Here is a 25,903-nt window from a genome sequence, read left to right as displayed (position 1 = left end):
GCGAGCTGGTCGCTCGCGCGGTCGCGATGATGCTTCGGCCGGTGACGTTCATGCGGGCGACCATAACGCGCCCAGCCCTTCGAGGCACACGAATTTTCCGTCAGAACTGCCGGGCCCCGCGCGGGTCTCGCCAGGCAGGCGCGGCCGGGAACTCGACAGTGCCTGAAGCTGCTGATCGAGGCAGCCCCCCATCAGCGCCGCCTCCCCCTCCTCGACCTGCCCCCAGGCCAGGAGCAAGGGGTTGGATGCAGCCCACCCGGCACGCATGCGGTGCCTTGCTCCTGGAACGGGGGCGCGTCGCGGAGGCCGAGGCGGTCTACCGGGCCGATCTGGGGCTCGGCGACACGCTTCCGCGCGCGCTGCAGCATCCGGGCAACGTATGGGCCCTGCATGGGCTGCACGAGTGTCTGGGCCGGCTGGACAGAGCGGGAGAGGCGCAGCTCGTGGCTCAGCAGTTGAAGATCGCCGTCGCGATGGCGGACGTACCGATCGAGGCGTCGTGCTTCTGCCGTCTCGAAGCTGTGTCGGGCACGGCCGACGCGAGCGGTTGCTGCGCCACGGGAGACTGAGCCGTCAACTCTCACCCTGGGGCGGAAGGGGCGGGTGCCGTCCGGGTCCAGGCCGTGGCACCACAGGACCGTGGCGGTGCCAGCTGTTCCCGATTCGCCCGCATCCAGGTGAACGGCGCCCAGACCGAGGCGTGGCCGACGACGGGGGAGAGGCGTGCGAAGTGTTCGGCGCCCTCTTTGTGTTCGGCCACCTCTCACATCCATGGCAGGTGGGTCAGAGCCTCGGCGCCGCGGGCGTCGGCACATCGCCTGGGCCGGCCTGGCGGTCGATCAGGTTGGTGTGACGGTTCCGCCGCCAGGGCAAAAGCTGGACGACTCCGAAAGCTGCCTCGACGCCGAAGAACAGCCAGAGCAGCCGCGTGGCCCCGTGGGCCAGGGCGTATGCCTGCCACGCCGCGAACAGTGTGCGCGCGATGCCGTCGAGCAGTCCGTGCACGGGCAGTGGCCGGATGATGCGCAGGACGGCCCAGATGACGACCACTGAACCCATCAGATTCGCGTACAGGGTCTGCATCGGGTCGAGTTCGGGCAGGACGCCCAGGCCCAGAGATCTCCCCAACGATGACGGCGCGTCGTGTACGAGCTCGTACGTCCACGGCGTCGCGAATCCCGCCGTGACGACGAGGTCGTACCAGGCGCTCACGCGCACGACGCGTAGGTAGGTGGGGAGGGAGGGCGTGAAGAGACGGATCACTGTGAGTCTCCTGCTGGTCTCGTGACAGCGACGTCTCACGCTAAACAGTGGAGTACGGTCCAAGGTCAAGCTCATCGACCGGAGGGGGCGGCGCGGAGGCATGCGTATCGGAGAGCTGGCCGAGCGGACGGGCATGACCAGAGACACCATCCGGTTCTATGAGAAGGTCGGGCTCGTCGAGGGGGAGCGACTGGCCAATGGCTACCGGGACTTCGCGCCCGAGGCGGTGCCCTGGCTGGACTATGTCCGCACCGCGCAGACCCTGGGATTCTCACTCGCGGAGATCGCGCGGCATGGTGAAGAACTGCGTGACGCTCCGGACGTGGCGGAGGCGTTGTCGGAGCTGTTGGGGGAGAAGATCTCGATCGTGGACGCGCGCATGGCCGAACTCGCTGCCCTGCGCGCCGAACTGGATGTCCGTTGCGCGAAGCCGGCCAACCCGGCTGAGTAAGAGGGTGAGCGTGTCACGGGCCTGTCCGGTGCCTGCCCCTGGACGAGGCCGTCCGCGCCCCTTCCCGATAGGCCGGCGCTGATCGGTCGAGCAGACCCTACGGGGCAGCGCTTTCCTGATCGGCCGAGCAGATGTTTCCCGCGCTCAGCACTGCCTCGGCTACCTCGGTAGGCAGTTCCTGCCGGATGCAGGACACGGCCCGCACCAGTTGAGGGCCCCTCTGGTACGGGAAGTCTGTGGCGAGCATGCGCCGGTCGGCACCGAAGGATGCGGCCTCAGCGCGCAGCTTCGGGGTGTGACCCCGCGCCACGGTGTCGTAGTTGACGTCGTACCTGCAGGCTCAGTTCGCCGTCGGCAGCACCACCGTCACCGTGCTGTCCGTCCCCCGATGTGACGTCCTTCATTGCGATCGCCGGGCGCAGCGGTGAGTCTCTCCCGCAACGAGTCTTCGAAGAACTGTTATCCGAGGCTCGCCCAGCGGTCTCCCATATATCGGACAGCAACCGTTCGGCGTCGAGGACAGGGAAGCTTTTGATGAGCACATGGGACACGGTGGACGCGGCGGCACTGGTGACCGCTGCCCGAGGGGGCGACCCGGAGGCTCAGGACGCTCTGGTCAGTGCCTACCTCCCGCTGGTCTACAACGTCGTGGGGCGGGCTCTGAATGGCTCGGTCGATGTCGACGACGTGGTGCAGGAGACCATGCTCCGTGCCCTGGACGCGTTGGGAAGTCTGCGTACCCCCGAGACCTTCCGCTCCTGGCTCGTGGCGATCGCGATGAATCGGGTACGGGCGCACTGGCATGACCGGCAGTTCGTCCCGGGCTCCGTGGAGGACGCCAAGGACTTCGCCGATCCGGGCGCCGACTTCGTGGATCTGACGATGGTGCAGCTCCAGTTGTCCGGCCAGCGCGAGGAGACCGCGCGCGCGACACGCTGGCTGGAGCCGGACGACCGAGCACTGCTGTCGCTGTGGTGGCTGGAGTGCGCCGGCGAGCTGACCCGGACCGAGGTCGCTGCGGCCCTGGAGCTGTCGGCTCAGCACACGGCCGTCCGGGTGCAACGCATGAAGGCGCAACTGGAGGCGGCGCGCGTGGTGGTGCGGGCACTCGACGCGCAGCCGCCGTGCGAGGAACTGCGTGGCGTGCTGGCCTCCTGGGACGGTCGGCCCTCGGCGCTCTGGCGCAAGCGAATAGCCCGGCACGCCCGCGGCTGCGCGCGCTGCTCCGGCCTGTGGAGCGAGCTGATGCCCGCGGAGGGGCTGCTGGCCGGCCTGGCGCTGGTGGCGGCGTCGCCCGCGCTGCTGGAGCGAGTGCGTTCCGCCACCGGCGGGATGACCCCGGTGGGCTGGGCGTCCCCGCTCGACGCGTCTGCAGGCGCGGGAGCCCGCCACCGTGCCGCACACGGCCGGACGACGTCCCGCGGCGAGGCCCGTCGACGACGGCGTATCCGGCGCCGGGCCGTCGGCGGTGCCGTCGTGGTGGCCTGCCTGGCCGGCGGCGGCCTCTGGTACTTCGGCTCGGACTCCGGGACCGGGAACCGGACCGACGGGGGAACCGCCGCGCCGACCCCCGACGACCACGTCGTGGACCTCTCGGCTCCCAGCGCCGCCGAGACCCCGCCGGCGGCCTCCACCTCCGCGCCGCCGTCCGCGTCGGCATCGAAGAAGGCGACCCCTTCCAAGTCCCCGTCCCCCGTCAAGAAGAGCGTGCCGACGCCCCGGCAGTCCGCCCGGCCGACCCAGACTGCGACCAGTACGCCACAGGTGCAGTCGGCCCCGACAAGTACCGTCGCACAGGTGGTCGCGCTGGTGAACAAGGAACGGGCGGCGGCCGGCTGCGGTCCGCTCACCGAGGACGCGCAGCTGGAGAAGGCCGCGCAGGGCCACTCCGACGACATGGCCGCCCGTAACTTCTTCGATCACACCAACCCGGACGGTACCGACCCCGGCCAGCGCATCACCGCCGCGGGCTACCGCTGGTCCACGTACGGGGAAAACATCGCTCAGGGCCAGCAGACCCCGCAGGCGGTGATGGAGTCCTGGATGAACAGCGCCGGCCACCGCGCCAACATCCTCAACTGCTCGTTCAAGGACATCGGCGTGGGCGTCCACAAGGGGTCGGGCGGCCCGTGGTGGACGCAGGACTTCGGCGCCAAGCAGTGAGGTGACCGGCGTCTGTGCGGACCCCGTCCGGCTGTGTCACTCTCCGGGGATGTCGTTTCGAGGTGAGTTCGGGAGTCACTCACCTGTCGTGATCAATGTCGGTGAGAATTGATGTCACCGGGTCGCTGCGGCAGCACGATTGCGCGACCATATCCACGTCGAGGCCGCGAGCGGCGCGAAGGCCTCCCGCCCGAAGCTCGACCTCGTCTTCCCATTGCTGTGCGAGGGCGACAGGTTGAACGTCACCCGGCTCGCCCGCTCCGCCCTGCACCTGGTCACCCTCGGCGCCGACCTGCGCCACTGCGGAATCCCCCTGCACGTCATCGGGCAGGGCGTCGACACCGCAACCTTGGAGGGCCGGGCGATGTCCGGCATACTGTCCGTCCTCGCCGGACTCCAGCGCGAGCTGACCGGGGCGGACACAAAAGGCGGGCTTGCCGCCGCACGCACCGCGGCCGCGTCGGCGGGGGGGGGGGCGCGGCGCCCCCCCCCCCCCCCCGCGCCCCCCCCCCCCCCCCCCCACCCCCCCCCCCCCACCCCCCACCCACTCCACCCGGGCGGCCCCCCCCCCCCCCCCCGGGGGGCGGGGGGGGGGGGCGCCCCCCCCCCCCCCCCCCCGACCAGGCTGCCCTCGCCCAACCGCCCTACGACGCCAGCGAGAAGACCGTCCAACAGATCCCCGCTCTCTTCGGCGTGCCCCAGGTCGACGGTGTACGGGCACCTCGACAAGGCCACGACCATCCTCCGCCGGCCCAAGAAGACCACGGTGAAGAAGCCCTGATGCTCCCGCTAGTGTCCGTTCCGATCCACCCCATGGCCCGAAAACCGCTGTACCGATGTTCCACCCGAGACCATGAATCGCCGAGACCGACTTGGCCACAGGCCGGCGAGTCAGCCCATCATCCAGGTCCGGAGCTTGTCCGGGTTGCGTACCTCCCAGATGTGCTTGATCCGGTCGTCTGCGACCTCGAATGCGTACACCGCCGTGGTGAAGCCAACATTACGGCGGCGTGTGTCGTCGTACTGCTCGAAGGAGCACACCATCCAGGAATCTCAAGCGAGACACGAGGGAGACCGATGAGCGACCTTGAGACCACTGCCGACCGGATTGAGATCGAGACGCTGCGCGGTGAGTTCACCGATGCCGTGATGATGCGCGATTACGACCGTCTTGCGTCTCTGTTCGCCAACGACGGCGTGTGGCGAATCCCCGAAGCCGATGCGGAGTTCACCGGTCCGCAGGAGATTCGTGCCGGGATCGAGCGGCTGCAGAATGCGTGGGAGTACTTCGTGCAGACCGCGCACCCTGGCGCGATCCAGCTGGAGGGCGACACGGCGTCGGGCCGTGCCTACATCCAAGAGCTCGGGCGCATGCGTGACGGCAGGTCCGGGCTGAACTATTCCCTCTGCCGCGACCGCTACCGGCGCACCCAGGATGGCTGGAAGTTCGCGGAGCGCGTCTATGAGGTCCGCTATCTCGACACCACACCGCTGGCAGGGGCAGGTTCGTCGCCGGAGGCGGCTTGACCGTCGATGCCGCGGTCCGCGCCGGGGCCCTTGCCACCGGCGCGGACCGCATCCCACCAAGCCCGACTTCCCCAGGGTGACCGGAAGATCGGCATCGCCCCGCTTTGCAGGCAGCGGGCGCAATGTGTCGCCGCGCCCGATCGGAGCCCAGGGTCCCGGGGATGGCGCAGATGCTGTTGCCGTCCGAAGGGTGAGATGGGGGAGCGCGCCTGCGCCGACCGGTCAGCCGGGCGGCGTCGACAGGTGGGTGAGAATGCCGCACACCTCGTCCACGATCTCCCGGGCCTCCGTCTCGTCCACGCAGTCGCCCAGTTCGCGAGCGGCTCCTCCGATGACCGTGGTCAGTACGGTCACCCGGACCCGGCCTGCGCGTTGCTGCTCGTCGACTTTCAGGAGCCGGGCGTTGCGCCGCACCCACGCGCGGTCCCACTGGCGGCGTACCGCGTCGAAGCCCGCCGGGCCGTCGTCGTCCGCGAAGAGTCTGACGAGTGGCCTGTTGTTCCAGGCACCCTCGAGATATGCCCTCGCTCCGGCCATGAAGACGGCGACGGGGTCGTCCACGCCGCGGCTGCGCTCGGCCGCCACCGCAGCCGCGGTCCGGCGTTCCTGTTCCTCCCGGAACTCCTCCCAGAGCGCGAAGTACAGTCCTCGCTTGCCGCCGTAGTGCTGAAAGGGGCTGCCCACGGGGATTCCGGCGTGCGCCGAGATCTCGGCGAGGCCGGCACAGGCGTAGCCGCGCTCGGTGAACACCTCCAAGGCCGCGCCGAGGAGCGCGTGTCGGACCGAACGGTCCTGCCCGGTGGGCGCCTCCGGCAGGCCGGTGTTCCCGGTCCTGTCCGGCCGATGACGTGCTGCGTCGGTCTCGGCAGGCTCCACGATGCTGCTCACCGGCAATTCCCACCTTCCTCGGACCCCTCGCGGATGGCGAGGGCGACCAGCAGTTCCAGGAGATCGGCGATCCGGCGCGGGTTGCGTCCGGTGCGCTCTTCGATCCTGCGCAGTCGGTAGTGCGCCGTGTTGTGGTGCACTTGCAGGCGGTCGGCGGCCAGCCGCAGGTTGAGGTCTGCCTCCGCGAACGCCCGTATGGTGGCCGCCAGTGTGTCGCCCCGTCTGCGGTCCTCCTCCAGCAGCGCACGTACGCGGGGGTCGACCAGCCGGCGGCCGAGGTCGTCGGCCCGCAGTGCCAGGTAGTCGAACGGGGACAGCCGTGGCAGCGCTGCCACCCCGCCCCGGCTCGGTACCAGGTCGAGGGCGGCCCGCGCCTCCCGGTAGGCGCGCGGCAGTTCGGACGCGCCCCGTGCGACCGTGCTGATGCCCATGGACAGGACGGTTCCCTGGCGGCCGAGCCGCTGCTGCACGGCCTCGAAGTGGGCGCATATGTCCTCTTCGTCCATGCCGGTGCGTACCACGGGCACGGCCACCACCTCGTCCTGGCGCACGACGACCAGGGTCCTGCTGGCCCACACCCCGGCGACGCTGATTGCCGCGCCGGTGGCGTAGCCGGTCTCGGCCGAGGTGATGTCTCCGGTGCGGTTGTCCTCGGCGCAGACCGCCGCCACTACCATCATGGGCGAGTTCGGTCCGATGCCGTACGCCTGTGCCGCCGTCAGCAGCGGACCGCGTGTCGGTGCTACGCCCTCCAGGAGCTGCTCGAGGACGTCCCGGCGCTCCCGGTCTGCGTCCGCCACAACGTGCTGCTGGTACTCCACATAGGCCTGCGCGGCATGCGTGCTGGCGTAGTCCACGTACCGCATCAGCGGTGTGACCAGGGACAACGCGGCCTGCTGCGCCACGTCCGAGGTGTTCACGCTCTCCAGCAACGCGTTCCAGAAGACCTGCCGGCCGACCCGGAAAGCGCTCATCCAGTCCTCGAGGGCGAACCCTGCTCGCGCTCGGCGCATGGCTGCCGCGCGGCTGAAGCCCAGGTCCTCCGGGGCGATCTCCCGGTCGCCGGCGAGCGCCGCCACCTTGATGCGGTAATGCGTGAGCACCTGGTCGCGTACGTCGTCGAAGAACCGTGCGTCCCCCAGCGCGTACGACGGGATCTCCGCACGCATCACCGCAACGGCGGTCTCTGCCACCTCCTCGATGCGCTCCTCGAGGGCGCGCAGGATCCGCCGCCGCTCCTGGAACAGCGGCTCGGACAGACCTGGGGCGCCCAGGGCGAGACCGCGCGGCATGGCGCCGATCGTCGTCATTTCCTCGTGTCCCGTCAACAGGCTGGGCGAAGAAGTTGCGCGGGGGCTTGTGCGCGGCGCACAGGTCATCGGACGTGAAGTTGGGTGCTTGCACCCAATGTGCGGCCAGAAGGCCCCCACCTACTGTGACGCTCGCCCACCCCCCAGCACGTCGGAAAGGGCGTCACTCATGCTCACGGTCGACGGTATTACCGTGCGTTTCGGCGGGATCACGGCACTTGACGGTGTGGCGTTCACCGTCGAGCCGGGCACCGCCGTAGGGCTCATCGGGCCGAACGGCGCCGGCAAGACCACCTTGTTCAACTGCCTCACCAGGCGCTGCAGCCCCGACGCGGGCGCGGTGCGGTTCGACGGTGAGGACCTGCTCGGCCTGGCGCCGCACGCCGTGGCCGGGCGTGGGATCGCCCGTACCTTTCAGAACCTGGGCCTGTTCCCGCGGCTCACGGTCCGGGAGAACGTCATGATCGGCACCCACGGCCAGGGGCGCACCGGACACTTCGCCGCGGCGCTCCGGCTGCCCCGCGTGCGACGAGAGGAACGGAAACTGCGTGACCAGGCGGACGACTTGCTGCGGAGACTCGGCCTGGCGGATGTCGCCGACCACCCCGCCTCCGGGCTGCCGTTCGGCACCCTCAAGCGCGTCGAACTGGCCCGTGCCCTTGCGGTACGGCCGCGGCTGCTGCTGCTCGACGAACCCGTCAACGGCCTCAGTCACGGCGAGGTCGACCAATTCGCGGATCTGGTCCGGGCGGTGCGCCAGGACTTCGACCTCACGCTCGTCGTGGTCGAACACCACATGGGATTCGTGATGGGCCTGTGCGACAAGGTGGTGTGCCTCGACTTCGGACGCAAGATCGCCGAGGGCCCGCCGGAGGAGATCCAGCGTGACCCGGCCGTCATCGAGGCGTACCTGGGGGTGGCTGCGTGAACGCGCCCACCACCGACCGCGCCGAGGCCGGGGCGAGCTCAGAGCCGGACTTCCTGAAGATCTGCGACCTGCACGCCGGATACGGCCAGGCGCGCGTGCTGCAGGGCCTGGACTTCTCCGTCGGGCGCGGCGAGGTGTGTGCCGTCCTCGGACCCAACGGAGCGGGCAAGACAACAACCCTGCGGGCCCTGTGCGGCATGGTCCGCGGCCGCGGGTCGGTGACCTTGAACGGTACGGAGCTGCTGGGCCGTTCCCCCGAGCAGGCCGCCCGCCTCGGAGTGGCGCACGTGCCCGAGGGCCGGGGCACCTTCAACGACCTGACCGTCGAGGAGAACCTGCGCATCGGCGCGCACCTGCGCACCGGTCACGGGCGGCGGGCCCGTGCCGAGCGCGTGGCCGTGGCGGCCGACCTGGACCGGATCTATGAGTACTTCCCCAAGCTGCGCCAACGGTCCGGGCAGGCCGCGGGCAGTCTCAGCGGCGGCGAGCAGCAGATGCTCGCCATCGGCAGGGCGCTGATGCTGCGGCCCGCGCTGCTGCTCCTGGACGAGCCGTCTCTGGGGCTTGCGCCGCTGGTCACACGGGAGTTGTTCGAGATCGTCAAAACCGTGAACGAGGAGGAACGCACCACTGTGATCGTCGTCGAGCAGAACGCCCGGCTCGCACTGGACATCGCGCACCAGGCCCACGTGCTGGAAGCCGGACGCCTGGTGCTGTCCGGACCGGCCGCGCAGATCCGCGAGGACGGACAGGTCGCCGAGGTCTATCTCGGGGTCTCGGTCCGCTCGGGAAAGGGTGGGTGAGCACCATGACCGAACTGCTCCAGCAAGTGGTGGAAGGAATCGGCTCCGGAGCGGTGTACGCCAGCCTGGCGCTGGCCCTGGTGCTGATCCACCGGTTCACGGGGATCGTCAACTTCGCGCAGGGCGAGCTCGCCATGCTCTCCACGTACGTGGCCTGGCAACTGGTGGCATCCGGAATGCCGTTCTGGCTGGCACTGCCGGTCACCCTGATGGTGTCCTTCGCCGGCGGCATGCTGGTCGAGCGGCTCGTCATCCGTCCCGTGCAGGCGGCGCCCGAGCTGACCGTGGTCATCGTCACGGTGGGCCTGTTCATCTTCGTCAACGCGGCGGCCGGTCTGATCTGGTCGTACACCGTCAAGGACTTCCCACAGCCCTTCCCCGACGGAGGGGTCGACCTGGCTGGTGTCCAACTGGACTGGTCCACCCTCGGGATCATCGGAGTGGTGGCCGCCGTGATGGGGCTGCTGTATCTGCTGTTCCAGCACACCTCGACCGGCCTGATGATGCGGGCGGTCGCCTGCAATCCCGCATCCGCCCGGCTGTCGGGCATCCGCGTCGGCCGGGTGCTGATGCTCGGATGGGGACTGGCCGCGACGGTCGGCGCGGTCTCGGGCGTGCTCGTCGCCCCGCTGCTGTTCCTTGAGCCCAACATGATGGGCGGAGTGCTCATCTACGCGTTCGCCGCGGCCACCCTGGGGGGCTTCGACAGCCCGGTGGGCGCTGTCGTCGGCGGCCTGCTCGTCGGTGTCGCCGAGACGCTGGCCGGGGCATACGTGGACGTCATCGGCGCCGATCTGAAAGTGGGTGTACCGCTGGCGATCATCCTTGCGGTGTTGCTGGTACGGCCCCAGGGCCTCTTCGGACGAGCGGCGGTGGAGCGGGCATGAGCACGATGACCGCAGTTCCCCACCGCACCCGGTACCTGCGGGTCACCCTGACCGCGCTGCTCGTGGCGGCGGTCGCCGTGGCCGCACCGTTCTACTTCGCTCCCTTCCAGGTCTTCCAGCTGACCATGGTGCTGCTGTACGCCGTGGCGCTGGCAGGACTGAACCTGCTGGTCGGATTCGGCGGTCAGATCTCGCTCGGACACGGCGCGTTCTTCGCGGCCGGGGCCTACACAGCGGCAGTCATGCTCGACCGGTTCGACACCGGCCACCTGGCCACCCTGCCGGTCGCGGCCGCCGCATGCTTCCTGCTGGGACTCGGATTCGGAGTGCCCGCACTGCGACTGCGCGGGCTGTACCTGGCGCTGGTCACCCTCTCCTTCGCGGTGTTCCTGCCGCCGCTGCTCAAGCGGCTGGAATGGGTGACAGGCGGCTCCATGGGCCTGACCGTGGACAAGCTGGAGCCGCCTGCCTGGAGCGGGCTGGCCGAGGACCAGTGGACGTACTTCGTCGTCCTCACCGTCACGGCGGCGGCGCTGCTGCTCGCCCGCAACCTGCTGCGGTCCCGGGTCGGTCGTGCGCTGCTCGCGGTGCGCGACAACGAGAGCGCGGCGGAGGTCATGGGCGTGCGGCTGTCGCTGCACAAAACCCTCGCCTTCGCATGGAGCGCCATGTTCGCGGGCGTCGCCGGCTGCCTGTACACCTGGGTGATCGGCTTCGTCTCGCCCGACTCGTTCAGCTTCGTCCTGTCCATCACGCTGCTGGCCGGCCTGGTGGTCGGAGGGCTCGCCTCGCTGTACGGCCCGCTGCTGGGCGCCGCGTTCGTGATGTACGTGCCGAGCGTTGCTCAGGACATCAGCGAGGCCGCACCGGGTGTGGTGTTCGGTCTGCTGATCATCGCGGTGATGTTCGTGGCCCCGACAGGACTCGCCGGCCTGGCGAGCCGTGTCCCCAGCGTCGCAGCCCGTCTCCACGCCCGCCCCTCCGCACTCGACCGGACATCCGCACCCGACCGGACGTCCGCACCCGAGTCCCGGTCGGAGCCCGCCTCCCAACCCTCCGCCATCCCCACCCCCGCGGATCCCGCACCTGTCGACGCCGAACCCGTGGGCGCCCCGCCCCGCACGGAAAAGGAATGATTCACATGCGAAAGACAACCGCTCTGCGGGCGGCCGCGGCCGCGACCGCAGCCCTGCTCACCGCCACTGCCTGTGCCACCCAGCGAGGGCAGGAGGACAAGGGCAGCACCGCCGGCGGCGCGTGCAAGGGCCAGCACACCACCGGCATCACCGACAAGACCATCAAGCTGGGCGGGATCTACCCGCTGTCGGGGCCCGCCTCCGCGTACGGCACGATCAGCAAGGGCGTGGACGCCTACTTCAAGTACGTCAACGAAAAGGGCGGAATCGACGGCCGCAAGGTCGAGTTCATCGTCCGCGACGACGGCTACCAGCCGCCCAAGGCGGTGGAGGAGGCCCGGAGACTGGTCGAGCGGGAGAAGGTCTTCGCCGTCTTCCAGACCCTTGGCACCCCGTCCACGGCAGCCGTGTGGGACTACCTGAACAAGCAGAAGGTGCCGCAGCCCTTCGTCGCCACAGGCGCCTCCATCTGGGGCACGGACGACAAGCACCCCTGGACCACGGGCTGGCAGCCCAACTACGTGGCAGAGGCACGGGTGTACGCCAAGTACCTCAAGAACAACAAGCCGAAGGCGAAGGTCGCGGTCCTCTATCAGAACGACGACTTCGGCAAGGACCTGCTGGGCGGGTTCAAGCAGGCTGTCGCCGGGAGCGGCGTCAAGGTGGTCGCCGCGGAGAGCTACGAAGTCACCGACCCGTCCGTCTCCGCGCAGATGGCAAGCCTCGCCCGCTCCAGGGCGGATGTCCTGCTGAACATCTCCACGCCCAAGTTCGGCAGCCAGGCCCTCGCCGCCGATGCCAAGAACACCAAGTGGAATCCGCTGCACATCGTGAACAATGTGTCCTCGTCCGCCGCCGTACTCAAGCCCGTCGGGTTCAAGAACGTCCAAGGCGTCATATCGGCCACGTACTTCAAGGACCCCGCCGACCAGAAGTGGGCGAAGGACCCGGAGATGAAGGCCTACCAGGAAGCGATGCACAAGTACGCACCGGACGCCGACCCGGCCAACCAGTTCAACGCCTACGGCTGGGCCGTCGCCGCGAGCCTGCACAAGGCCCTGGGTGCCATGAAGTGCCCCACCAGGGAAGGACTGCGGGACGCGGTGCGCAGCATGAAGGACGTCAAGGTAGGCATGCTGCTGCCCGGGGTCACGCTGTCCACCGGGCCTGATGATGCCTTCCCGATCGAGACCATGCAGCTCATGCGGTTCAAGGGCGAACGCTGGCAGCTCTTCGGCAAGCCGGTGGACACCCGCAAGGAGTTCGGCCCGCTCACCAAGTGAGCCACCGGTAGAGCCCGGGGGCGTATCCCATGCCCCCGGGCATCACAAACCGACCAGTTGGTATCTCTCCTGGGCGCCTTGACGCCCGCCGGCACGCAGGACACAGTCCTGCGTGCCGGCGGCGTGTTCCCCCTCCATGGCACGAAGAGGGCGGCATCGGTACTCCCTCGAGAAAGCTGATGGTCGCCCAACGGGTTCAGCGGCGCTGCGAGTTGCCATCACGACGCATGAGCACGATGCCCGCACCGTCACGATCCATGACCAGGACGAACCGGACAGCGGGGGCGGCTCCTGATGCAGCATTGCAGAGAGCGGCAGGCCCGGAGCGGCGCCGAGGAGACCGACGGCCCGGGTGGCCAGGGCGACGAAGTGGTCGCCGCCTCGGGCGATGTAGGTTCTCACCGGCCGCGTTACTTGACGCGCTCCTGACCAGTGGTTTTGTTGCCCGACATCGGCGGGCCGCTGAGGTTCCTCCTCAGTCTCGGAGCCGTGTCAATTCCTCACCGGACGGTGGCTCACTTCGTGTTGTCCTGGGCCGGAAAGAGGGCGCGGACGACTTCTGGGTCTGGTGCAACGAAGATTCCGTCGGCCTCCACCAAGATGGTGGAGAGGGCCTCTTCTGTCGTGATCGAGCCTTTCACGCAGATCTTGCGGTCGTCGGTTCCCGTGACATGGGCACTCACCCGCAGGGGGTCTCCAGGGGGGAACTGGTCCCTGGTAGCGCATCCGGAGTGAGATGGTCATGCCCGGTTTTCCGGCGGCAATGCATGCCCATCCCGTCAGTTCGTCGAGGAGCATGGTGCTGATGCCGCCGTGGCCGTAGCCGGGTGGTCCCTCATGGGCGATGCCGAGGAGGCACCGTCCCATGACGCCGCCGTCGACGGGGGTCACCCGCATCGGCGGCGCAATCGGGCTGCCGGCGCCGGTGACGGGGCTGTACATCCGTACCCCGCCCGGGAATTCGTCCACCGTGGGGATGTCTGCCGGTGAGCGGCGGCGGCCGATGAGCTGTCCGGTCAGTGCGCGGACGCCGTCTGCCAGGCGGTGCAGGGTCTCCGGGGAGGCCGCGGTGCGGACGATCGCATCGACCAGCAAGCGCAACTCGTGGCCGAGGGCGGCGATCGCTTCTCGTTGGTGCTCCAGGTCCTCGACTGCCTGACCTTGCGGGGTGGTGGCTGTCGCGGTGAGGGGCGAGTTCGTCTGGTGTCTCTGTGTACGTGGCCGCGAGCCGTGTGCGGTCGTCAGCGTGCGGCCTGGGACGGGGTGGTGTCGCGGACGAAGACGGGCTTGAGGTGCTTCTCGGGCAGGGCGTCGGGGAGTTGGTCCCAGGCGAGGACGTGGGACACGACGCGTGCGGGGTTGACGGCGCCGGAGGCGGCGAGGTCGAGGGCTTCGGGGAGATGCGCGCGGACGTTGTCGCGGGCGATGCGGAGGGTAATGCCGGTGAGGTACATGTCGAGCAGGGGCAGCTCGCCGGGCCGGAAGTGGTTGCCGGCCGACTCGCAGATGCTTTCTGGGGCGAGGGACTTGACGGCGAGGGCGAGCTGGTCGACGCGGCCGGTGGCCTCGACGGCCAGGTCGAAGCCGTGTCGGACGGGCTCGATCGCCTCGGCCGTGCGTGCGCCGTAGCCCTCGGCGAGCTTGCGGTGCTCCGGGTCGGGATCGACGTACAGCACGTCGGAGGCGCCCAGCGCGCGGGCGATGTCGCACACGTACAGGCCGATACTGCCCCGGGCGACGACCAGCACACGGGCTCCGGGGCTGGCCCTGAGGTGTGGGGCGACCAGCCGCCACGACAGGGACCAGTTGTCGCTCGCCGACGCCATGGCGACCGGGTCCAGGCCGTCGGGCAGCGGGACCAGCATGGCGTCCGCGCACGGGACTCGCACCAGGTCGGAGAAGAGCCCGCCTCAACTGCCGCCGATCGGCGCGCCGTACATGGCCATGTGCGCGACCGCGGTGCAGTGCGCCGTGAGCCCGGCGCGGCAGTGGTCGCAGGTGCCGCAGTTGATGGACCAGGGCACGACGACGAGGTCGCCGGGAGCCACGGTGGTCACGGCGTCGCCGACGTCCACCACGCGGGCGACGCATTCATGCCCGAGGGCGAACGGCGGATCGATGAAGCCGTGTCCGGCCAGGATCGCGGAGTCCACGTCGCAGGAGGTCGCGGCGACCGGTGCGACGATCGCCTCCTGGTCGGACCGGAGCTCGGGGTCGGGGGCCTCGCGCCACTCGACCGTGCGGCGGGCGACGTACGTCAGCTCACGCATCGGCCTGCTCCTTGTGCTGAGCCAGGGCGACCAGGTCGGCGTAGCGGATGACGGAGCCGCCCGCGCCCCAGGTGCCGTTCGGCTGTTCGTGCACCAGTACCCACACCCGCAGCGCGTCGCCCGGAGTGAGGCCGGCGGCGGACAGGACCGTCTTCGTCGCTTCCTCGACCAGGCCGGCCTTGCGCCGCTCGGACAGGGCCCCCTCCGGCACCGTCACCTCCACGAGAAAGCGGGGAGCGTCGTCCTCGGCGGTGGCGTGGGCGCCTTCGGGCAGTTCGACGAGGTAGCTCCATGCCTGGGCGCGGAAGAAGGCGGTGTCGGGCGCGCCCTCCCAGCGCAGCAGGACGGCCGCGAGGTCGCGCTGAATGGTGGTGCGGCCCTCTTCGGTGAGGGCGCCCCTCGGGGTGGTCAATCGGATCATGGGCATGGCAGCTCCTATGACGAGCGTTATAGACGCGGACCACGGTAGGCTATGACGGACGTTATAACCAGAGGGGAAGTGTGCAGGTGCCCAAGAGCAGCACACCGTCGCGCGAGCGGATCGTGGCTGGCGCCGCCGACATGATCAGCCGACGCGGACTGAGCGCCACGAGCATCCGGGAGATGGCCAAGCACGCCGAGGCGCCGCTCGGCTCGACCTACCACTACTTCCCCGAGGGCAAGCAGCAACTGGCCACCGAAGCCGTCCGCTACACAGGCGAGTGGGTCGCCCGCAGCCTGCGCAAGGAACTCGAGGCGGGACCGGCCGAAGGTCTGCGGGCGTTTCTCGCTCTGTGGCGCAAGATCGTCGTCGAGAGCGACTTCCACGCCGGCTGCCCCGTCCTGGCCGTGGCCATCGAGGAACCCCCGGCCGACGAGATCCCGCCCGCCCTGGCAGCCGCGGCAGAGGTCTTCGGCGAGTGGGAGAGCCTGCTGGCCGCCTCCCTGCGGGCGCACGGCGCCGAAACCGAGGAGGCCACACAGCTCGCGACACTCATCGTGGCCGCCGTCGAGGGCACGGTCGCCATGTGCCGCGCCAAGCGCAGTATGCAGCCGCTCGACCACACCGCCGAGCAGCTACAGGCCCTCATCACCGCCGCCATCAAGAACTGAACAGGACGCGGGTCGGCACTCCCGTGCGTTCAGTACCCTCAAGGCCGTTGCCTCAGTGGGCCTTTCGGATGGGGAGCACGATGGCGGACGGGTGGGCGGGGTCGTGGAGCGGAAGGTAGATCTCGGCGCTGACCTCGCCGGTGACCTCCACAGCCCTACCGCCTCCTCGTTCTGCGCACCGACCCGGGCCAGGCTCCCTGGGACAAGTAGGCCAAGGAACGCAACGCGCTCGTCGAGTGCGTCGCCCTGGACGACAACGCCGGCGCGGAAAAGCTGATGCGCGAGCACATCGACACCAGCCCCGGGGCGACGGTCATCTGGCGGCTCGGCCAATCCGACCACGCTGGCGACGCCTGACTCACTGAGGTGGACTGCCGGTCAGACGGCGCCGCGCGATAACCAACGGGGTCAACCGCGACGGGCCCGCAGGCACCGCCGCGTCTGCGGGAAACCCGCTCACGCGCCGAGGCGGGCGCGGATGGCCTTGGCCTTCTCCTCGGTGAACACGCCGCTGTCGAGGAGGGAGAGAACGGACAGCACGCCGCCGCTCGAGCCCCAGCTTCCCTCGTCGATGACGCGGAAGGTCACCCGCCAGGTCGGCGACGCTCTTGCCAGGCCGCAGGCGTGGGCCATCGCCGCCAGGACGCGCTCGATGAGCTCGGTCCTGACCTCCTGCCGCCAGTCTCCGTCCATCACCGTCACGTCGATCACCATCGGCGCTGGGCGCCTGAGGACACCGCTGAACTCTCAGTGAGTTCTGGCATCCGTTCTCGATCGAGAGCCGGGAGATGTCGGCGAGAACCGAGAGCACCGTGTCGGCGTGTTGGTGATCAGCGGCATAGTCCGGGCAGTGGGTCTGAGGGCGGAGATGGTGCTGTGACGGAAGTGACGAAGGATCTGCAGGATGTCGGGTCGGAGACCGATGGTCCGAGCCTGTGGCGTCAGCGGGATTTCATGCTGCTGTGGAGCGGTCAGACGGTCAGCGAGATGGGCTCGGCGGTCACCCAGATCGCATTGCCGCTGGTTGCGGTCGTCGCGCTCAAGGCGAGCACGTTCCAGGTCGGGCTGCTGACCGCCGCCACCACGGCAGCGTTCGCGCTGATCGCGCTGCCCGCGGGCGCGCTCGTGGACCGCGGCTCCAAACGTTCCATCATGATCGTGTGCAACATCCTCCGCCTGCTGATCATCGGCTCGGTACCGCTGGCGGCCTCGCTCGGCGCCGTGACGATGGCGCAGCTCTACGTCGTCGCTGTCGCAGCCGGCGTGTGCACGGTGTTCTTCGACGTCTCGTACCAGAGTTATGTGCCGTCGCTGATCCGCGCCGATCTCCGGATGGACGCCAACGGCAAGCTGGGGACCACCCAGGCGTTCGCGCAGCTCGGGGGACCCAGTCTGGGCGGGGGACTGGTCGCGGCGTTCGGCGCCGCGGGGGCGATGACGGCCGACGCGATCTCCTACGCGGTCTCGGTCTTCGCGATGTCCGGAATCGGGGCGCGCGAGGAGCCGCCGCCCGCGCGGCGCGAGGGCGAGACGTTGCGGAGCCAGATCGCTGAGGGATTGAGATTCGTCGTCGGGCACAAGGTGTTGCGGAGGGTCGTGGCTTGCACGGGCACCGCGAACCTGTTCAGCGGCATGAGTTCGGCGCTGGCGATGATTTTCCTCGTCCGGGTGCTGCACGTGCGTCCTGGGCTGATCGGGCTGGTCGTGGCGGGCTCGGCTGTCGGCGGGATCGCCGGGGGAGTGTTCGCCGGCCGGCTCGCCAGGAGGATCGGCTCGGCGCGGATCATCTGGGTGTCGATGCTGGTGTTCAGCGCGCCGCAGGTCGTTGCGGCGGCCGCTTGGCGAGGCTGGGGGGTGCTGCTGTTCCCGCTGGGCTGGGGCATCGCGTACTTCGCCGGGATGGTGTACAACGTCGCGCAGCTCAGCTACCGGCAGTCGGTGACACCGCCGGAGCTGATGGGCCGGATGAACGCGGCCGTGCGCTGGGTGGTGTGGGGCACGCTGCCGCTCGGCGGCATCCTCGGCGGGGTACTTGGCGCGCTGATCGGGGTGCGGCCCGTACTCTGGCTGGCGTTCGTCGGTTCCTGGGCGGCCGGCTGGTTCGTGTTTTTCTCCCCGCTGCGCCACATGCGCGATGTTCCCCGACCCGCGCCCGCGTCTGCCCCCGTTGTTACGGGTTGATGGTGGGCGCAGAGTTGTCGCTGAGGGCCTACGCATACCGCATGGGCGAGGTGTTTTCAGCAGGGTGAAGTGGTTCAGGCACGGATTCCGTGAAGTTGATCGTGCTGCCGTGCGCCGGTGACGCTCCGTCACCTCACGTCGGATGCTGGCCGCGTGTGAAGAGATCTATCTTCTGCTGCCGCACCTGTCGGGGATGCGGGTTGAGTGCATGGAAGTGCGGGACGGTCGCCTGGTGATCGAGGCGTCGACGCCGGAGGGCGTGTACCTGCTGTGTCCGGGCTGCCGGACCCCGTCTGGTCGGGTGCACAGCCGGTACGGGGAACGCCTGGCCGACGTCCCCTGCGGCGGGCGAGGCGTGGTGATCGAGCTGTCGGTACGCCGGCTGTTCTGCGACAACGGGAACTGCCCACGGGCGACCTTCGCCGAGCAGATCGAGGGGCTGACCTGTCGCTATGGCCGCCGGACGCCTGTCCTGCAGCGGACGCTCAGCGCGCTCGGTGTCGTTCTGGCCGCTCGTGCCGTGGCCCGCCTGGCCCTGCTGCTCGGCATAGTGGTGAGCCGGATGACCGTCCTGCGCCTGGTCATTGCGATGCCGGACCCGGTCTGGACGGTCCCGCGCGTGCTCGGCATCGACGAGTTCGCCACCAGGAAGGGCCGCCGCTACGGCACCTTCCTGGTCGACTGCGAGACCCACCAGCCCCTCGACCTGCTGCCCGACCGCGACGCGGACAGCGTCACCGCCTGGCTGCGCGAGCACCCTGGCGTCGAGATCGTCTGCCGCGACCGCGCGCAGGTCTTCGCCGAAGGCGCCCGTGCCGGTGCCCCGAACGCCCAGCACTGCGCGGACAAATGGCACGTCTGGCACAACCTCGCCGAAGCCGTCGAACGCCTCGTCGCCGGCCACCGCACTCTGCTGCGCGACCTGGTGGAACCCGCCCCTGAACCCGAACCGCCCAAGCCGGAACCTGCACCCGCCCAGACGGTCATGGCCGCGGTGGAGCCGCCCGAGCCCTACCCTCAGGGGAAGTTCCTCGAGCGGCTCCGCGCCACCCACGCCGCCGTCCGTGCCCAGGTCGAGCAGGGCCTGAGCCTGCGCGCGATCGCCAGACACCTCGGTCTTGGACGCAACACCGTCCGCAAGTACGCCCGCGCGGCCAGCCCGGAGGCGATGCTGCACGGCCAGTGGCAGAACCGCACCAGCAAACTCGACCGGTTCAAGCCCTACCTCGAACAGCGCGTCGCCGAGGGCTGCACGAACCTGTCCCAACTCCACCGTGAGCTGCAAGAACGCGGGGTCCGCTGCAGCTACAGCACGCTGCGCGACTACGTCCGCCCTGTGCGTCCCGACCGCCGGACAACCGGCGGCCCGCCACCGATCGCCCGGCCGCCCTCGCCCCGACAGGCTACCGGCTGTATCATGCGCCACCCCGACCACCTGCGCGAGGACGACCAGCAGCAGCTCAAAACCCTGCTGGCCCGCTCACTCGAACTCACGGCCGCCGCCGGTCACGTCCGTACCTTCGCCACGATCATGACCAACCGCACCCGGCCAAGCACGATTCCGGCCGACCATAGACCGCAACTACCTCGGCAAGCCCTTCACGGAATCCGTGCCTGAACCACTTCACCCTGCCGAAGACAGGCGAGGAAAGCTGGCCGACGATCCCGGCGAGCTGCGCAAGTTGAATGCAGCCGTGTCGCCCTGGGCGCGCCAGATTCCGGCGCGGATCCGGCCCGGCAGACTCCAGGGGCTTTCGTACCCATCTCAGCGGCTGCGGTCGCCGGGCGCGAGCAGGCCGGTCACCTCGGCGATCACCTCCGCGGACGGCTTGAAGTAGCGGCGGACGTTCTCCGGCCTCTTGTGCCGGGACTTGGCCATCAGCATCTGCAGGCTCGCCCCGGCCGCGCCCGAGGTGCGTCAGCCCGGAATGACGGTACTCGTGCACGGCCCAGCCCATGCCCGGCCCGCGCAGAACAGCGTCATGGTGGCGGGCGGGTCATGGTGGCGGGGTCTTCAACTGCTGGCCCTCCAAGTCGCCGGCGAGTTTGCGGCCCTTGAGGACTTTGCCGCGCAACTTGTATCGCGGCCGGCCGTCCGTCGGGGCCGGGCTCGGTGAATGCGCAGCCGGGGGGCGAGTTCGCGACTACTGGCGGGAGCGGGTTATTCCGGCCGTGCGCTATTCCCCTCCGGCCAGTAGTCCTCGATGGGCCTCGGCGGCTTGTCAGGAGACGGTCGCCGGGGTGTCTCGCAGGGTGATGTTGGCGTGACTCTCCTGGAAGCTCTGGTCTGAAACGAGGGCCAGCCGGGCCGTGGACTGGAACTCCCGCAGGGTGGCGGAACCACAGGAGACCATCGTGGTCTTGAGCTTGGCGACGGTCAGGGCGAGCCCTTCGTTGAGGTCGCCCGCGTAGGGGACGTAGCCGTCCACGCCTTCCTCGAAGACCAGCCCCTGACCGCCCTGACCGTAGCGCTGCCAGTTACGGGCACGGTTCGAGCCCTCACCCCAGTACTCCTTCACGAAGCCGTCGCGGGTGGGCAGTTTCCCGCCGGCCGCCTGGTCGAAGCGCGCGAAGTAGCGCCCCATCATGACGAAGTCCGCCCCCATCGCCAGCGCCAGGGCCACGTGGTAGTCGTGCACCAGCCCGCCGTCGGAGCAGATCGGCACATACTCGCCGGTGCGCTCACGAAATGCATCCCGGGCCGCCGCGACGTCCAGCACAGCGCTGGCCTGGCCGCGGCCGATGCCCTTCTGGTCGCGAGTGATGCAGATGGAACCGCCGCCCACGCCGACCTTGACGAAGTCCGCCCCCGCCTCGGCGAGGAAGGCGAACGCCTCGCCGTCGACCACGTTGCCACCGCCGACCGGGATCTCGGGATAGTGCTTCTTCACCCAGGTCAGGGCCTGCGCCTGCCAGTCGCTGTAGCCGTCGGACGAGTCGAAGCACAGCGCGTCCGCGCCCGCCTCCACCAGGGCCGGGATGCGCTCTTGGTAGTCATGGGTGTTGACGCCCGCCCCCACGCGCAGGCGCTTGGCGGCGTCCACGACCTGGTTCGGGAATCGCTTGGTGTCCGTGTAGTCGGATCGGAACACCAGATGCTGCAGGTTGCCCTCGCCGTCCAGCACTGGGAGGCAGTCCAGCCGTTCGTCCCACAGCCGGGCGTTGGCCTCGGAAAGCGTGGTGTCAGGCCCTGCATGGGGCAAGTCGGCGATGGCGGTCATCCGCCCGCTGACCGGCTCGGCCAGGTCGTGGCGTTGCGGGTGGAAGTCGCGGGAGGTCACCATGCCGAGCAGGCGTCCGGTGGCGGTCCCGTCGTGGGTGACCGCGGCGGTGCTGTGACCTGTGCAGCGCATGATGTCGACCAGAAGACCCAGGCTGTCGTCAGGCCGGACGTTCGTATCGCTGGTGACGAATCCGGCCTTGAAGTTCTTCACTTGGCAGACCGCTGAGACCTGGTCCTGGATCGACTGGTTGTGGTGCAGGAAGCTCAGACCGCCGTTGCGCGCGAGCGCGATCGCGAGTTCCGGTGTGCTGACGGCCTGCATGATCGCGGACGTGAACGGCGAGTGCAACTCGATCGCCGACGGCTCGCCCACGATGTGCCGCACCAGGGGCGTGCGCAGGTCGACCGTCGCAGGCGAGCAGTCGGTCCGGGTCCGGTTCGGCAAGAGCAGAAACTCGTTGAACGTCCGTGAGACCTCGGCGATGATCTGTGCCACTCGTTCCTCCTGACCCGTCGGCCGGGGCCCGACTGCCCCGCCGTGAAGATCGCCCCCGTGTCCCAGGGCCCGGGCAGGCAGGGGTCGGCGAGGCAGCCGTGGAGGTGCCACAAACTGCGGCAGAGCCCTGACCGGCCCGTGCATCGAACGGGTGCGGTCGTGACCTGGCACCTTACCGATTGGCCCGCCCGCAGCACGAATCGTGCCCCGCATCGGCAATGGCCACCAGACGGTTCTTCCAGGTCCTCGGCCCGGGCAGCGAGGTACTCGGCCCAGTCGCGTCGGGCGTAGGCGACCCAGCGGAGCGCGGTGTGGCGGTGCATCCCGGTCACGTCGGCGAGGATCGGGTTGGGGAGATCAGCGGCGAGGGCGGCCGGCGCCGCATTGCGGGCGGTGCGGACCAGGATGCCGTGGCGGTCGAGCTGCTGGGTGCCGAGCGCGGCCTGCCGGCCCACGGTGGGCCGCATAAAGGAACTCGTGCGCGCGGATGAACGGGGCGATCAGCGACGCCGGTTGGGGGGTGTTCCTCGCAATCTTCAATCCCAAGGCAGAGTGCGCAAGACGGGAAGTGATGGCCGTGGACCCCCGACACCTCCCGCCGACGCCCCGCGTGCGGCCACACCGCCAAGGAGAACCGGCGCACACAGGAGCAGTTCCACTGCGCCGCATGCGGCCACCGAGCGCGCGCCGACAGGGCTACGCCCGCTCCGGTCGGGTGGCCCCCTCCGCCGGCCGCTGCTCCCTCATCGCCTCGGCGCGGCGCAACTCCTGGTAGCGCTGCCACAGTTCAGGCCGGACATCGTCCATGTACCAGGCGCGCAGGAAGAGTTCCAGAAAGGCGCTCTCGGCCTCGTCGCCACTGCGGCGGTACAGCTCCGGATCCGACTCGACCACTGCGGCCACCGGCCGCCGGCCGACCGGATCCTCGGCCACGGTCACCCGGAAGATCCCGCGACCGGACCAACTGCGGTGCAGCATCAGCTGGTCGTCATCCAGGTATGCGTCCCACTTCTCGTCCATGCTCAGCGATCGCACGCCGTGCCGGACGCGCTGCCACTGCCCCGGGGTCCACACCAGCTCCGGCACCGGAATCGGCTCGGGACGGCGCAGCGGCGTCACTTCGCAGCCCAGCCCGGCACGGCTGAGGTCCTCACCCAGCTCGCCCTCCGTCACCCACTCCGGCAGCGCCTCGCACACAGCCCGCCACGTGGCAGGTATCCCCGCCGTACCCACCCGCGCAGCGACAATCCCGCCTACGATCGCGCAGGTGGTGTCCACGTCCCCGCCCACCGACGCGCACGCCCACATCGCCTCTGCGAAGTCCTCCAGATGCCGGGCCGCGCACCACAGAGCGAACGGCACCGTGTCCGCCGCGCTCACCCGCCGCCCGTTGCCCAAGCGGTGCGCCGCGTACTCGGCGTGCGGCTGGGCCAGCAACTCCCGCGCCTCGGCCACCCCTGACCGGACCCGTCCCTGCGGTGTCAGCTCCTCGACCGCCGCCAGCAACTGGGCTCCGGTCACCGGCCGAACGCGCCCGCGGGCCGCGCACGCGGCTCCCACCGCCACTGCGACCGCCCCGGCCACCGCCTCCGGATGAGTGTGCGTCACCCGCGCCGACCGTCCAGCCTGCGCGGCTGCCTCGGCCAGGTCCACGGCGAACCACGCGCCCAAAGGCGCCACCCGCATCGCGGCACCATTGCCCCACGACCCCTGGCCGTCGAACAGTTCCGGGGCAAGCTCCTGCCACCTTCCCCCCTCGCGGACCAAGCGCAGCAGCCGGTTCATCGCCGGACCGTAGCCGCGGTCGAAGTCGTGCCTGCGGGCGAAGCCCTGCGCCAGTTCGTGCTGATCCACGCTGCCGCGCCGGCGCAGCACATCGAAGACCGAGCATGCCATCTCCGTGTCGTCCGTCCACGGCCACTCCGCAGCAGGCAACCGCCGCTCCCGCAGCGCGGGAAGATTGTCCGGTACGAAGAACTGGGCGCCGAAGGCGTCACCCACCCCCAAGCCGCGTAAGGCATCGCGGGCGGCGGAGCGGTGGTCGAAGGAACGGATGGCGGCGGGGTCGAGGAGGGGGAATTCTGCGGGCATCGCCGACATCCTGCCAAGCCCGCCTGCCGCAGCGCCACAGCAATTGCCGGCGCTGCGTCTCGGAATCCGCACTGGGCCTACCGACCCGGCGCGATCAGAAGGTGAGCCGGGCCGCGTCCGCTGTCGGTGGCCCACGGCCCTCTCCCTGGCCATGGTCACCGAGTTCGAGCAGATGCAACTCAAAGCGGGGAGAGGGTGGAAGGCCCCGTCAGCCGAGCTTGAGGAGGCCGGCTTCGACGACGGCGCGGCCGAAGGCGCTCGCGAGTTCGGCGAGACGTACGCAGTCGGCGTCCCCCAGGGCAGCGTAGGCGGGAAGGGCCAAGCGGTCGGTGCGGTCCTCTATGTGCCGGCGCAGGCGTACGCCTTCCGGGCTGAGGCAGTCGCCGTCGAGGAGGCCTCGCGTGCGCAGACGCTCCTCGGTGTCGGCCCATTCATCTTCGGGCCACGCGCGGCTTGACTTGAGGAAGTCGACGGGAACCTCACCGGTGGCAGCGTGCAGAATCAGGGCCTCCAAGCCCCCGACTCCCTCGCTCAGCAAGCACGCGACATGGCCGTCGCCACGGAACTCCCGGAGCAGCGTCTGGGCATGCCACAGCTGAAGTACCGGTTCCTCTGGCCAGGGCAGTGCGGCATGCGCGCCGAACAGCGGGCGCCCTTGCGGGTAGTCGCAGGCCGCCTCGGCGGCCCTGCGGGTCAGCGCCAGAACCTCGTCCAGAGCGGGGAGTTCATGGATCCCGGCCCGTCGCAGGGCCTCGCTCGCGGCGGCGTGCCGTGCATCCAGCACCTGCTGCGGCGCCGCCGTGTCCCAGACCCCGTCGACCGCCTTGCGTACGAAAACGGGGTTGAAGTTGTAGAAGCTCGAGATGATCAGCTCAGCGGATGCTCGTCCGAAGGCGGCGCTCCGGGAGGCGAAGTAGCCGGCGCGCCCGCTCAGTCCGAGATCCGCGTACCGTCGCCTTCCCTCGGGGGCGAAATAGATCATGCCGTGTACGGGCTCGAGCCCGCGCCAGGCCGCTCGCGCTGCCTGCATAGGGTCACCTCTTCTGAGAATCGGCAGACGGCGTATTCGTTGTGGTTCCGTACTCGCCGTGCGCTCGCAGATGTTCGAGCAGCAGGCGGCTCAGCGCCTCGGGCGCCTCCTCGGGGACCCAGTGGCTTACGCCTTGGAGAGTCTCGAACCGGTACGGGCCGTTGACCCACTGCCCGGTCTCCCGCGCGGCCGCCGGGCCGAACGCGATGTCCTCGGTGCTCCAGACGTAGAGCGTGGGCACGTCGATGACGCCGATCGCGCCGTCAGGGCGGCCGGCCCGGTACCAGTTCAGCGCCGCGGTGAGAGCGCCCGGCTGGGACAGGTGCCGCACGTAGGCCTCGGCACTGGCCGGCGGGACCTTTCCGGCGTAGGTCGCGCGAAGCTTCTCGGCATCGCCTGCGAGCATGCGCTCTTCGGTCGCGGGCGTTTCGCGCCAGTTGATCATGTAGCGCGATCGTTCGCGCTGGTCCTGATCGGTGCGCAGAGCGGTGGCCAGAGCGCCGGGGTGCGGGGTCGAGACAGCCGTCAGGGTACGGACGCGGCCGGGGTGGGCATCGGCGGTCCACCACGCCACCGCGCCTCCCCAGTCGTGGCCGACCAGGTCGAACGATGCCCAGCCCAGTTCCTCGGTGATCGCGATCACATCGTCGACCAGGACGTTGATGCGGTAGTCCTCGGGTCGTTCGGGGCGGACCCCTGGGGAGTACCCGCGCTGGTCGGGTGCCACCACCCGGTATCCGTGCTCGGCCAGCGCCGCGATCTGCTGTTGCCACACCAGCCCCGTCTGGGGGAAGCCGTGCAGCAACAGCACCGGGCGGCCCTCGGCCGGACCCGCCACGATCGCGTCGAACACACCCGCAGCAGTGGTGATGCGCAGCCGA

General features: G+C 69.7%; 22 protein-coding genes and 4 pseudogenes. 13 read left to right on the top strand and 13 right to left on the bottom strand.

Going from position 1 to position 25,903, the window contains the following annotated elements:
• Positions 1 to 239: 239 nt before the first annotated feature.
• Positions 240 to 569, top strand: a pseudogene (locus ACIBK0_RS39365) (hypothetical protein); the annotation flags it as partial.
• 214 nt (positions 570 to 783) lie between these two features.
• Here ACIBK0_RS39365 and ACIBK0_RS39360 read toward each other — a convergent pair.
• Positions 784 to 1,263 (bottom strand): hypothetical protein, encoded by a 480-nt coding sequence (locus tag ACIBK0_RS39360; RefSeq protein ID WP_399091019.1) that lies wholly within the window; start codon positions 1,261 to 1,263, stop codon positions 784 to 786.
• A gap of 100 nt (positions 1,264 to 1,363) precedes the next feature.
• Between ACIBK0_RS39360 and ACIBK0_RS39355 the strand changes: the two genes are divergently transcribed.
• The 3 genes from ACIBK0_RS39355 to ACIBK0_RS39345 all read left to right on the top strand — a co-directional run bounded on the left by ACIBK0_RS39355 (position 1,364) and on the right by ACIBK0_RS39345 (position 4,658).
• Positions 1,364 to 1,714 carry a MerR family transcriptional regulator gene (locus ACIBK0_RS39355; RefSeq protein WP_399091016.1) on the top strand — a complete coding sequence of 117 codons (351 nt, stop codon included), beginning with the start codon at positions 1,364 to 1,366 and terminating at the stop codon, positions 1,712 to 1,714.
• Positions 1,715 to 2,248: 534 nt separating this feature from the next.
• Positions 2,249 to 3,877 (top strand): sigma-70 family RNA polymerase sigma factor, encoded by a 1,629-nt coding sequence (locus ACIBK0_RS39350; protein WP_399091013.1) that lies wholly within the window; start codon positions 2,249 to 2,251, stop codon positions 3,875 to 3,877.
• A 139-nt stretch (positions 3,878 to 4,016) separates the two neighbouring features.
• Entirely contained in the window at positions 4,017 to 4,658 is a 642-nt protein-coding gene (locus tag ACIBK0_RS39345; protein ID WP_399091010.1) for a recombinase family protein, read from the top strand.
• Between the two features lie 110 nt (positions 4,659 to 4,768).
• On the opposite strand, the gene ACIBK0_RS39340 is transcribed toward ACIBK0_RS39345, so the two are convergent.
• Positions 4,769 to 4,921 carry a hypothetical protein gene (locus ACIBK0_RS39340; protein WP_399091007.1) on the bottom strand — a complete coding sequence of 51 codons (153 nt, stop codon included), beginning with the start codon at positions 4,919 to 4,921 and terminating at the stop codon, positions 4,769 to 4,771.
• A 33-nt stretch (positions 4,922 to 4,954) separates the two neighbouring features.
• Between ACIBK0_RS39340 and ACIBK0_RS39335 the strand changes: the two genes are divergently transcribed.
• Complete coding sequence (locus tag ACIBK0_RS39335; protein ID WP_399091004.1) at positions 4,955 to 5,404, top strand: nuclear transport factor 2 family protein; 450 nt, start codon at positions 4,955 to 4,957, stop codon at positions 5,402 to 5,404.
• Positions 5,405 to 5,626: 222 nt separating this feature from the next.
• Here ACIBK0_RS39335 and ACIBK0_RS39330 read toward each other — a convergent pair whose 3' ends face one another.
• Positions 5,627 to 6,292, bottom strand: coding sequence for a TetR/AcrR family transcriptional regulator (locus ACIBK0_RS39330; RefSeq protein WP_399091001.1), 666 nt, complete (start codon positions 6,290 to 6,292; stop codon positions 5,627 to 5,629).
• Positions 6,289 to 7,602 carry a PucR family transcriptional regulator gene (locus ACIBK0_RS39325; RefSeq protein ID WP_399090998.1) on the bottom strand — a complete coding sequence of 438 codons (1,314 nt, stop codon included), beginning with the start codon at positions 7,600 to 7,602 and terminating at the stop codon, positions 6,289 to 6,291. Before ACIBK0_RS39325 ends, ACIBK0_RS39330 begins: the two co-directional genes overlap by 4 nt.
• A gap of 169 nt (positions 7,603 to 7,771) precedes the next feature.
• On the opposite strand from ACIBK0_RS39325, the gene ACIBK0_RS39320 reads away from it, so the two are divergent.
• Genes ACIBK0_RS39320 through ACIBK0_RS39300 form a run of 5 tightly spaced genes read left to right on the top strand, consistent with a single transcriptional unit; the run spans position 7,772 to position 12,639 of the window.
• Complete coding sequence (locus tag ACIBK0_RS39320) at positions 7,772 to 8,530, top strand: ABC transporter ATP-binding protein (RefSeq protein ID WP_399090995.1); 759 nt, start codon at positions 7,772 to 7,774, stop codon at positions 8,528 to 8,530.
• The gene (locus tag ACIBK0_RS39315; protein ID WP_399090992.1) at positions 8,527 to 9,333 is read left to right on the top strand and encodes an ABC transporter ATP-binding protein; all 807 of its coding nucleotides are present in this window, start codon (positions 8,527 to 8,529) and stop codon (positions 9,331 to 9,333) included. The genes ACIBK0_RS39320 and ACIBK0_RS39315 overlap by 4 nt, the downstream gene beginning before the upstream one ends.
• Positions 9,334 to 9,338: 5 nt before the next feature.
• Positions 9,339 to 10,220, top strand: a complete 882-nt coding sequence (locus ACIBK0_RS39310; protein ID WP_399091194.1) for a branched-chain amino acid ABC transporter permease — start codon at positions 9,339 to 9,341, stop codon at positions 10,218 to 10,220.
• Complete coding sequence (locus ACIBK0_RS39305; RefSeq protein WP_399090989.1) at positions 10,217 to 11,356, top strand: branched-chain amino acid ABC transporter permease; 1,140 nt, start codon at positions 10,217 to 10,219, stop codon at positions 11,354 to 11,356. Before ACIBK0_RS39310 ends, ACIBK0_RS39305 begins: the two co-directional genes overlap by 4 nt.
• A 5-nt stretch (positions 11,357 to 11,361) precedes the next feature.
• Complete coding sequence (locus tag ACIBK0_RS39300; protein ID WP_399090986.1) at positions 11,362 to 12,639, top strand: ABC transporter substrate-binding protein; 1,278 nt, start codon at positions 11,362 to 11,364, stop codon at positions 12,637 to 12,639.
• A 515-nt stretch (positions 12,640 to 13,154) separates the two neighbouring features.
• Here ACIBK0_RS39300 and ACIBK0_RS39295 read toward each other — a convergent pair.
• From ACIBK0_RS39295 to ACIBK0_RS39285, 3 genes and pseudogenes are all read right to left on the bottom strand, one after another.
• A complete protein-coding gene (locus ACIBK0_RS39295; protein WP_399090983.1) occupies positions 13,155 to 13,322 on the bottom strand; it encodes a hypothetical protein in 168 nt (55 codons plus the stop codon).
• Between the two features lie 558 nt (positions 13,323 to 13,880).
• A pseudogene (locus ACIBK0_RS39290) lies at positions 13,881 to 14,909 on the bottom strand (zinc-binding dehydrogenase).
• Complete coding sequence (locus ACIBK0_RS39285; protein ID WP_399090980.1) at positions 14,902 to 15,336, bottom strand: 4-oxalocrotonate tautomerase family protein; 435 nt, start codon at positions 15,334 to 15,336, stop codon at positions 14,902 to 14,904. The pseudogene ACIBK0_RS39290 and the gene ACIBK0_RS39285 overlap by 8 nt, the downstream one beginning before the upstream one ends.
• A gap of 80 nt (positions 15,337 to 15,416) precedes the next feature.
• Here ACIBK0_RS39285 and ACIBK0_RS39280 point away from each other — a divergent pair, with 80 nt between their 5' ends.
• Positions 15,417 to 16,001: a TetR/AcrR family transcriptional regulator gene (locus tag ACIBK0_RS39280; RefSeq protein WP_399090977.1), complete on the top strand. Its 585-nt coding sequence runs from the start codon at positions 15,417 to 15,419 to the stop codon at positions 15,999 to 16,001.
• A gap of 456 nt (positions 16,002 to 16,457) precedes the next feature.
• Here the strand turns inward: ACIBK0_RS39280 and ACIBK0_RS39275 are convergent, their stop codons facing one another.
• On the bottom strand, positions 16,458 to 16,715 hold the full coding sequence (locus tag ACIBK0_RS39275) for a hypothetical protein (RefSeq protein WP_399090974.1): 258 nt from the start codon (positions 16,713 to 16,715) through the stop codon (positions 16,458 to 16,460).
• Positions 16,716 to 16,877: 162 nt separating this feature from the next.
• Between ACIBK0_RS39275 and ACIBK0_RS39270 the strand changes: the two genes are divergently transcribed.
• Both ACIBK0_RS39270 and ACIBK0_RS39265 read left to right on the top strand, forming a co-directional pair.
• On the top strand, positions 16,878 to 18,182 hold the full coding sequence (locus tag ACIBK0_RS39270) for an MFS transporter (RefSeq protein ID WP_399090971.1): 1,305 nt from the start codon (positions 16,878 to 16,880) through the stop codon (positions 18,180 to 18,182).
• 208 nt (positions 18,183 to 18,390) lie between these two features.
• Positions 18,391 to 19,800: an ISL3 family transposase gene (locus ACIBK0_RS39265; RefSeq protein WP_399090968.1), complete on the top strand. Its 1,410-nt coding sequence runs from the start codon at positions 18,391 to 18,393 to the stop codon at positions 19,798 to 19,800.
• A 147-nt stretch (positions 19,801 to 19,947) separates the two neighbouring features.
• Here the strand turns inward: ACIBK0_RS39265 and ACIBK0_RS39260 are convergent.
• From ACIBK0_RS39260 to ACIBK0_RS39240, 5 genes and pseudogenes are all read right to left on the bottom strand, one after another.
• Positions 19,948 to 20,167: pseudogene (locus ACIBK0_RS39260) on the bottom strand (site-specific integrase); the annotation flags it as partial.
• 237 nt (positions 20,168 to 20,404) lie between these two features.
• Positions 20,405 to 21,901 (bottom strand): IMP dehydrogenase, encoded by a 1,497-nt coding sequence (locus tag ACIBK0_RS39255; RefSeq protein WP_399090965.1) that lies wholly within the window; start codon positions 21,899 to 21,901, stop codon positions 20,405 to 20,407.
• A gap of 1,170 nt (positions 21,902 to 23,071) precedes the next feature.
• Positions 23,072 to 24,001 (bottom strand): annotated as a pseudogene (locus tag ACIBK0_RS39250) (ADP-ribosylglycohydrolase family protein); the annotation flags it as partial.
• Positions 24,002 to 24,200: 199 nt separating this feature from the next.
• The gene (locus ACIBK0_RS39245; protein WP_399090962.1) at positions 24,201 to 25,022 is read right to left on the bottom strand and encodes a hypothetical protein; all 822 of its coding nucleotides are present in this window, start codon (positions 25,020 to 25,022) and stop codon (positions 24,201 to 24,203) included.
• 4 nt (positions 25,023 to 25,026) lie between these two features.
• Positions 25,027 to 25,899, bottom strand: coding sequence for an alpha/beta fold hydrolase (locus tag ACIBK0_RS39240; RefSeq protein WP_399091191.1), 873 nt, complete (start codon positions 25,897 to 25,899; stop codon positions 25,027 to 25,029).
• Between the last annotated feature and the right edge of the window lie 4 nt (positions 25,900 to 25,903).

The organism is Streptomyces sp. NPDC050564, assembly GCF_044457265.1.
Taxonomy (GTDB): Bacteria; Actinomycetota; Actinomycetes; order Streptomycetales; family Streptomycetaceae; genus Streptomyces.
This window is presented reverse-complemented; position numbering and strand designations above follow the sequence as displayed.

Bases quoted from the DNA above. Each gene is read 5' to 3' on its own strand.
- ACIBK0_RS39340 (WP_399091007.1), bottom strand. From the start codon at position 4,921: ATGGTGTGCTCCTTCGAGCAGTACGACGACACACGCCGCCGTAATGTT.
- ACIBK0_RS39300 (WP_399090986.1), top strand. From the start codon at position 11,362: ATGCGAAAGACAACCGCTCTGCGGGCGGCCGCGGCCGCGACCGCAGCC.
- ACIBK0_RS39355 (WP_399091016.1), top strand. From the start codon at position 1,364: ATGCGTATCGGAGAGCTGGCCGAGCGGACGGGCATGACCAGAGACACC.
- ACIBK0_RS39325 (WP_399090998.1), bottom strand. From the start codon at position 7,602: ATGACGACGATCGGCGCCATGCCGCGCGGTCTCGCCCTGGGCGCCCCA.
- ACIBK0_RS39285 (WP_399090980.1), bottom strand. From the start codon at position 15,336: ATGCCCATGATCCGATTGACCACCCCGAGGGGCGCCCTCACCGAAGAG.
- ACIBK0_RS39335 (WP_399091004.1), top strand. From the start codon at position 4,955: ATGAGCGACCTTGAGACCACTGCCGACCGGATTGAGATCGAGACGCTG.
- ACIBK0_RS39305 (WP_399090989.1), top strand. From the start codon at position 10,217: ATGAGCACGATGACCGCAGTTCCCCACCGCACCCGGTACCTGCGGGTC.
- ACIBK0_RS39275 (WP_399090974.1), bottom strand. From the start codon at position 16,715: ATGGTGATCGACGTGACGGTGATGGACGGAGACTGGCGGCAGGAGGTC.
- ACIBK0_RS39245 (WP_399090962.1), bottom strand. From the start codon at position 25,022: ATGCAGGCAGCGCGAGCGGCCTGGCGCGGGCTCGAGCCCGTACACGGC.
- ACIBK0_RS39320 (WP_399090995.1), top strand. From the start codon at position 7,772: ATGCTCACGGTCGACGGTATTACCGTGCGTTTCGGCGGGATCACGGCA.
- ACIBK0_RS39265 (WP_399090968.1), top strand. From the start codon at position 18,391: ATGGAAGTGCGGGACGGTCGCCTGGTGATCGAGGCGTCGACGCCGGAG.
- ACIBK0_RS39350 (WP_399091013.1), top strand. From the start codon at position 2,249: ATGAGCACATGGGACACGGTGGACGCGGCGGCACTGGTGACCGCTGCC.
- ACIBK0_RS39310 (WP_399091194.1), top strand. From the start codon at position 9,339: ATGACCGAACTGCTCCAGCAAGTGGTGGAAGGAATCGGCTCCGGAGCG.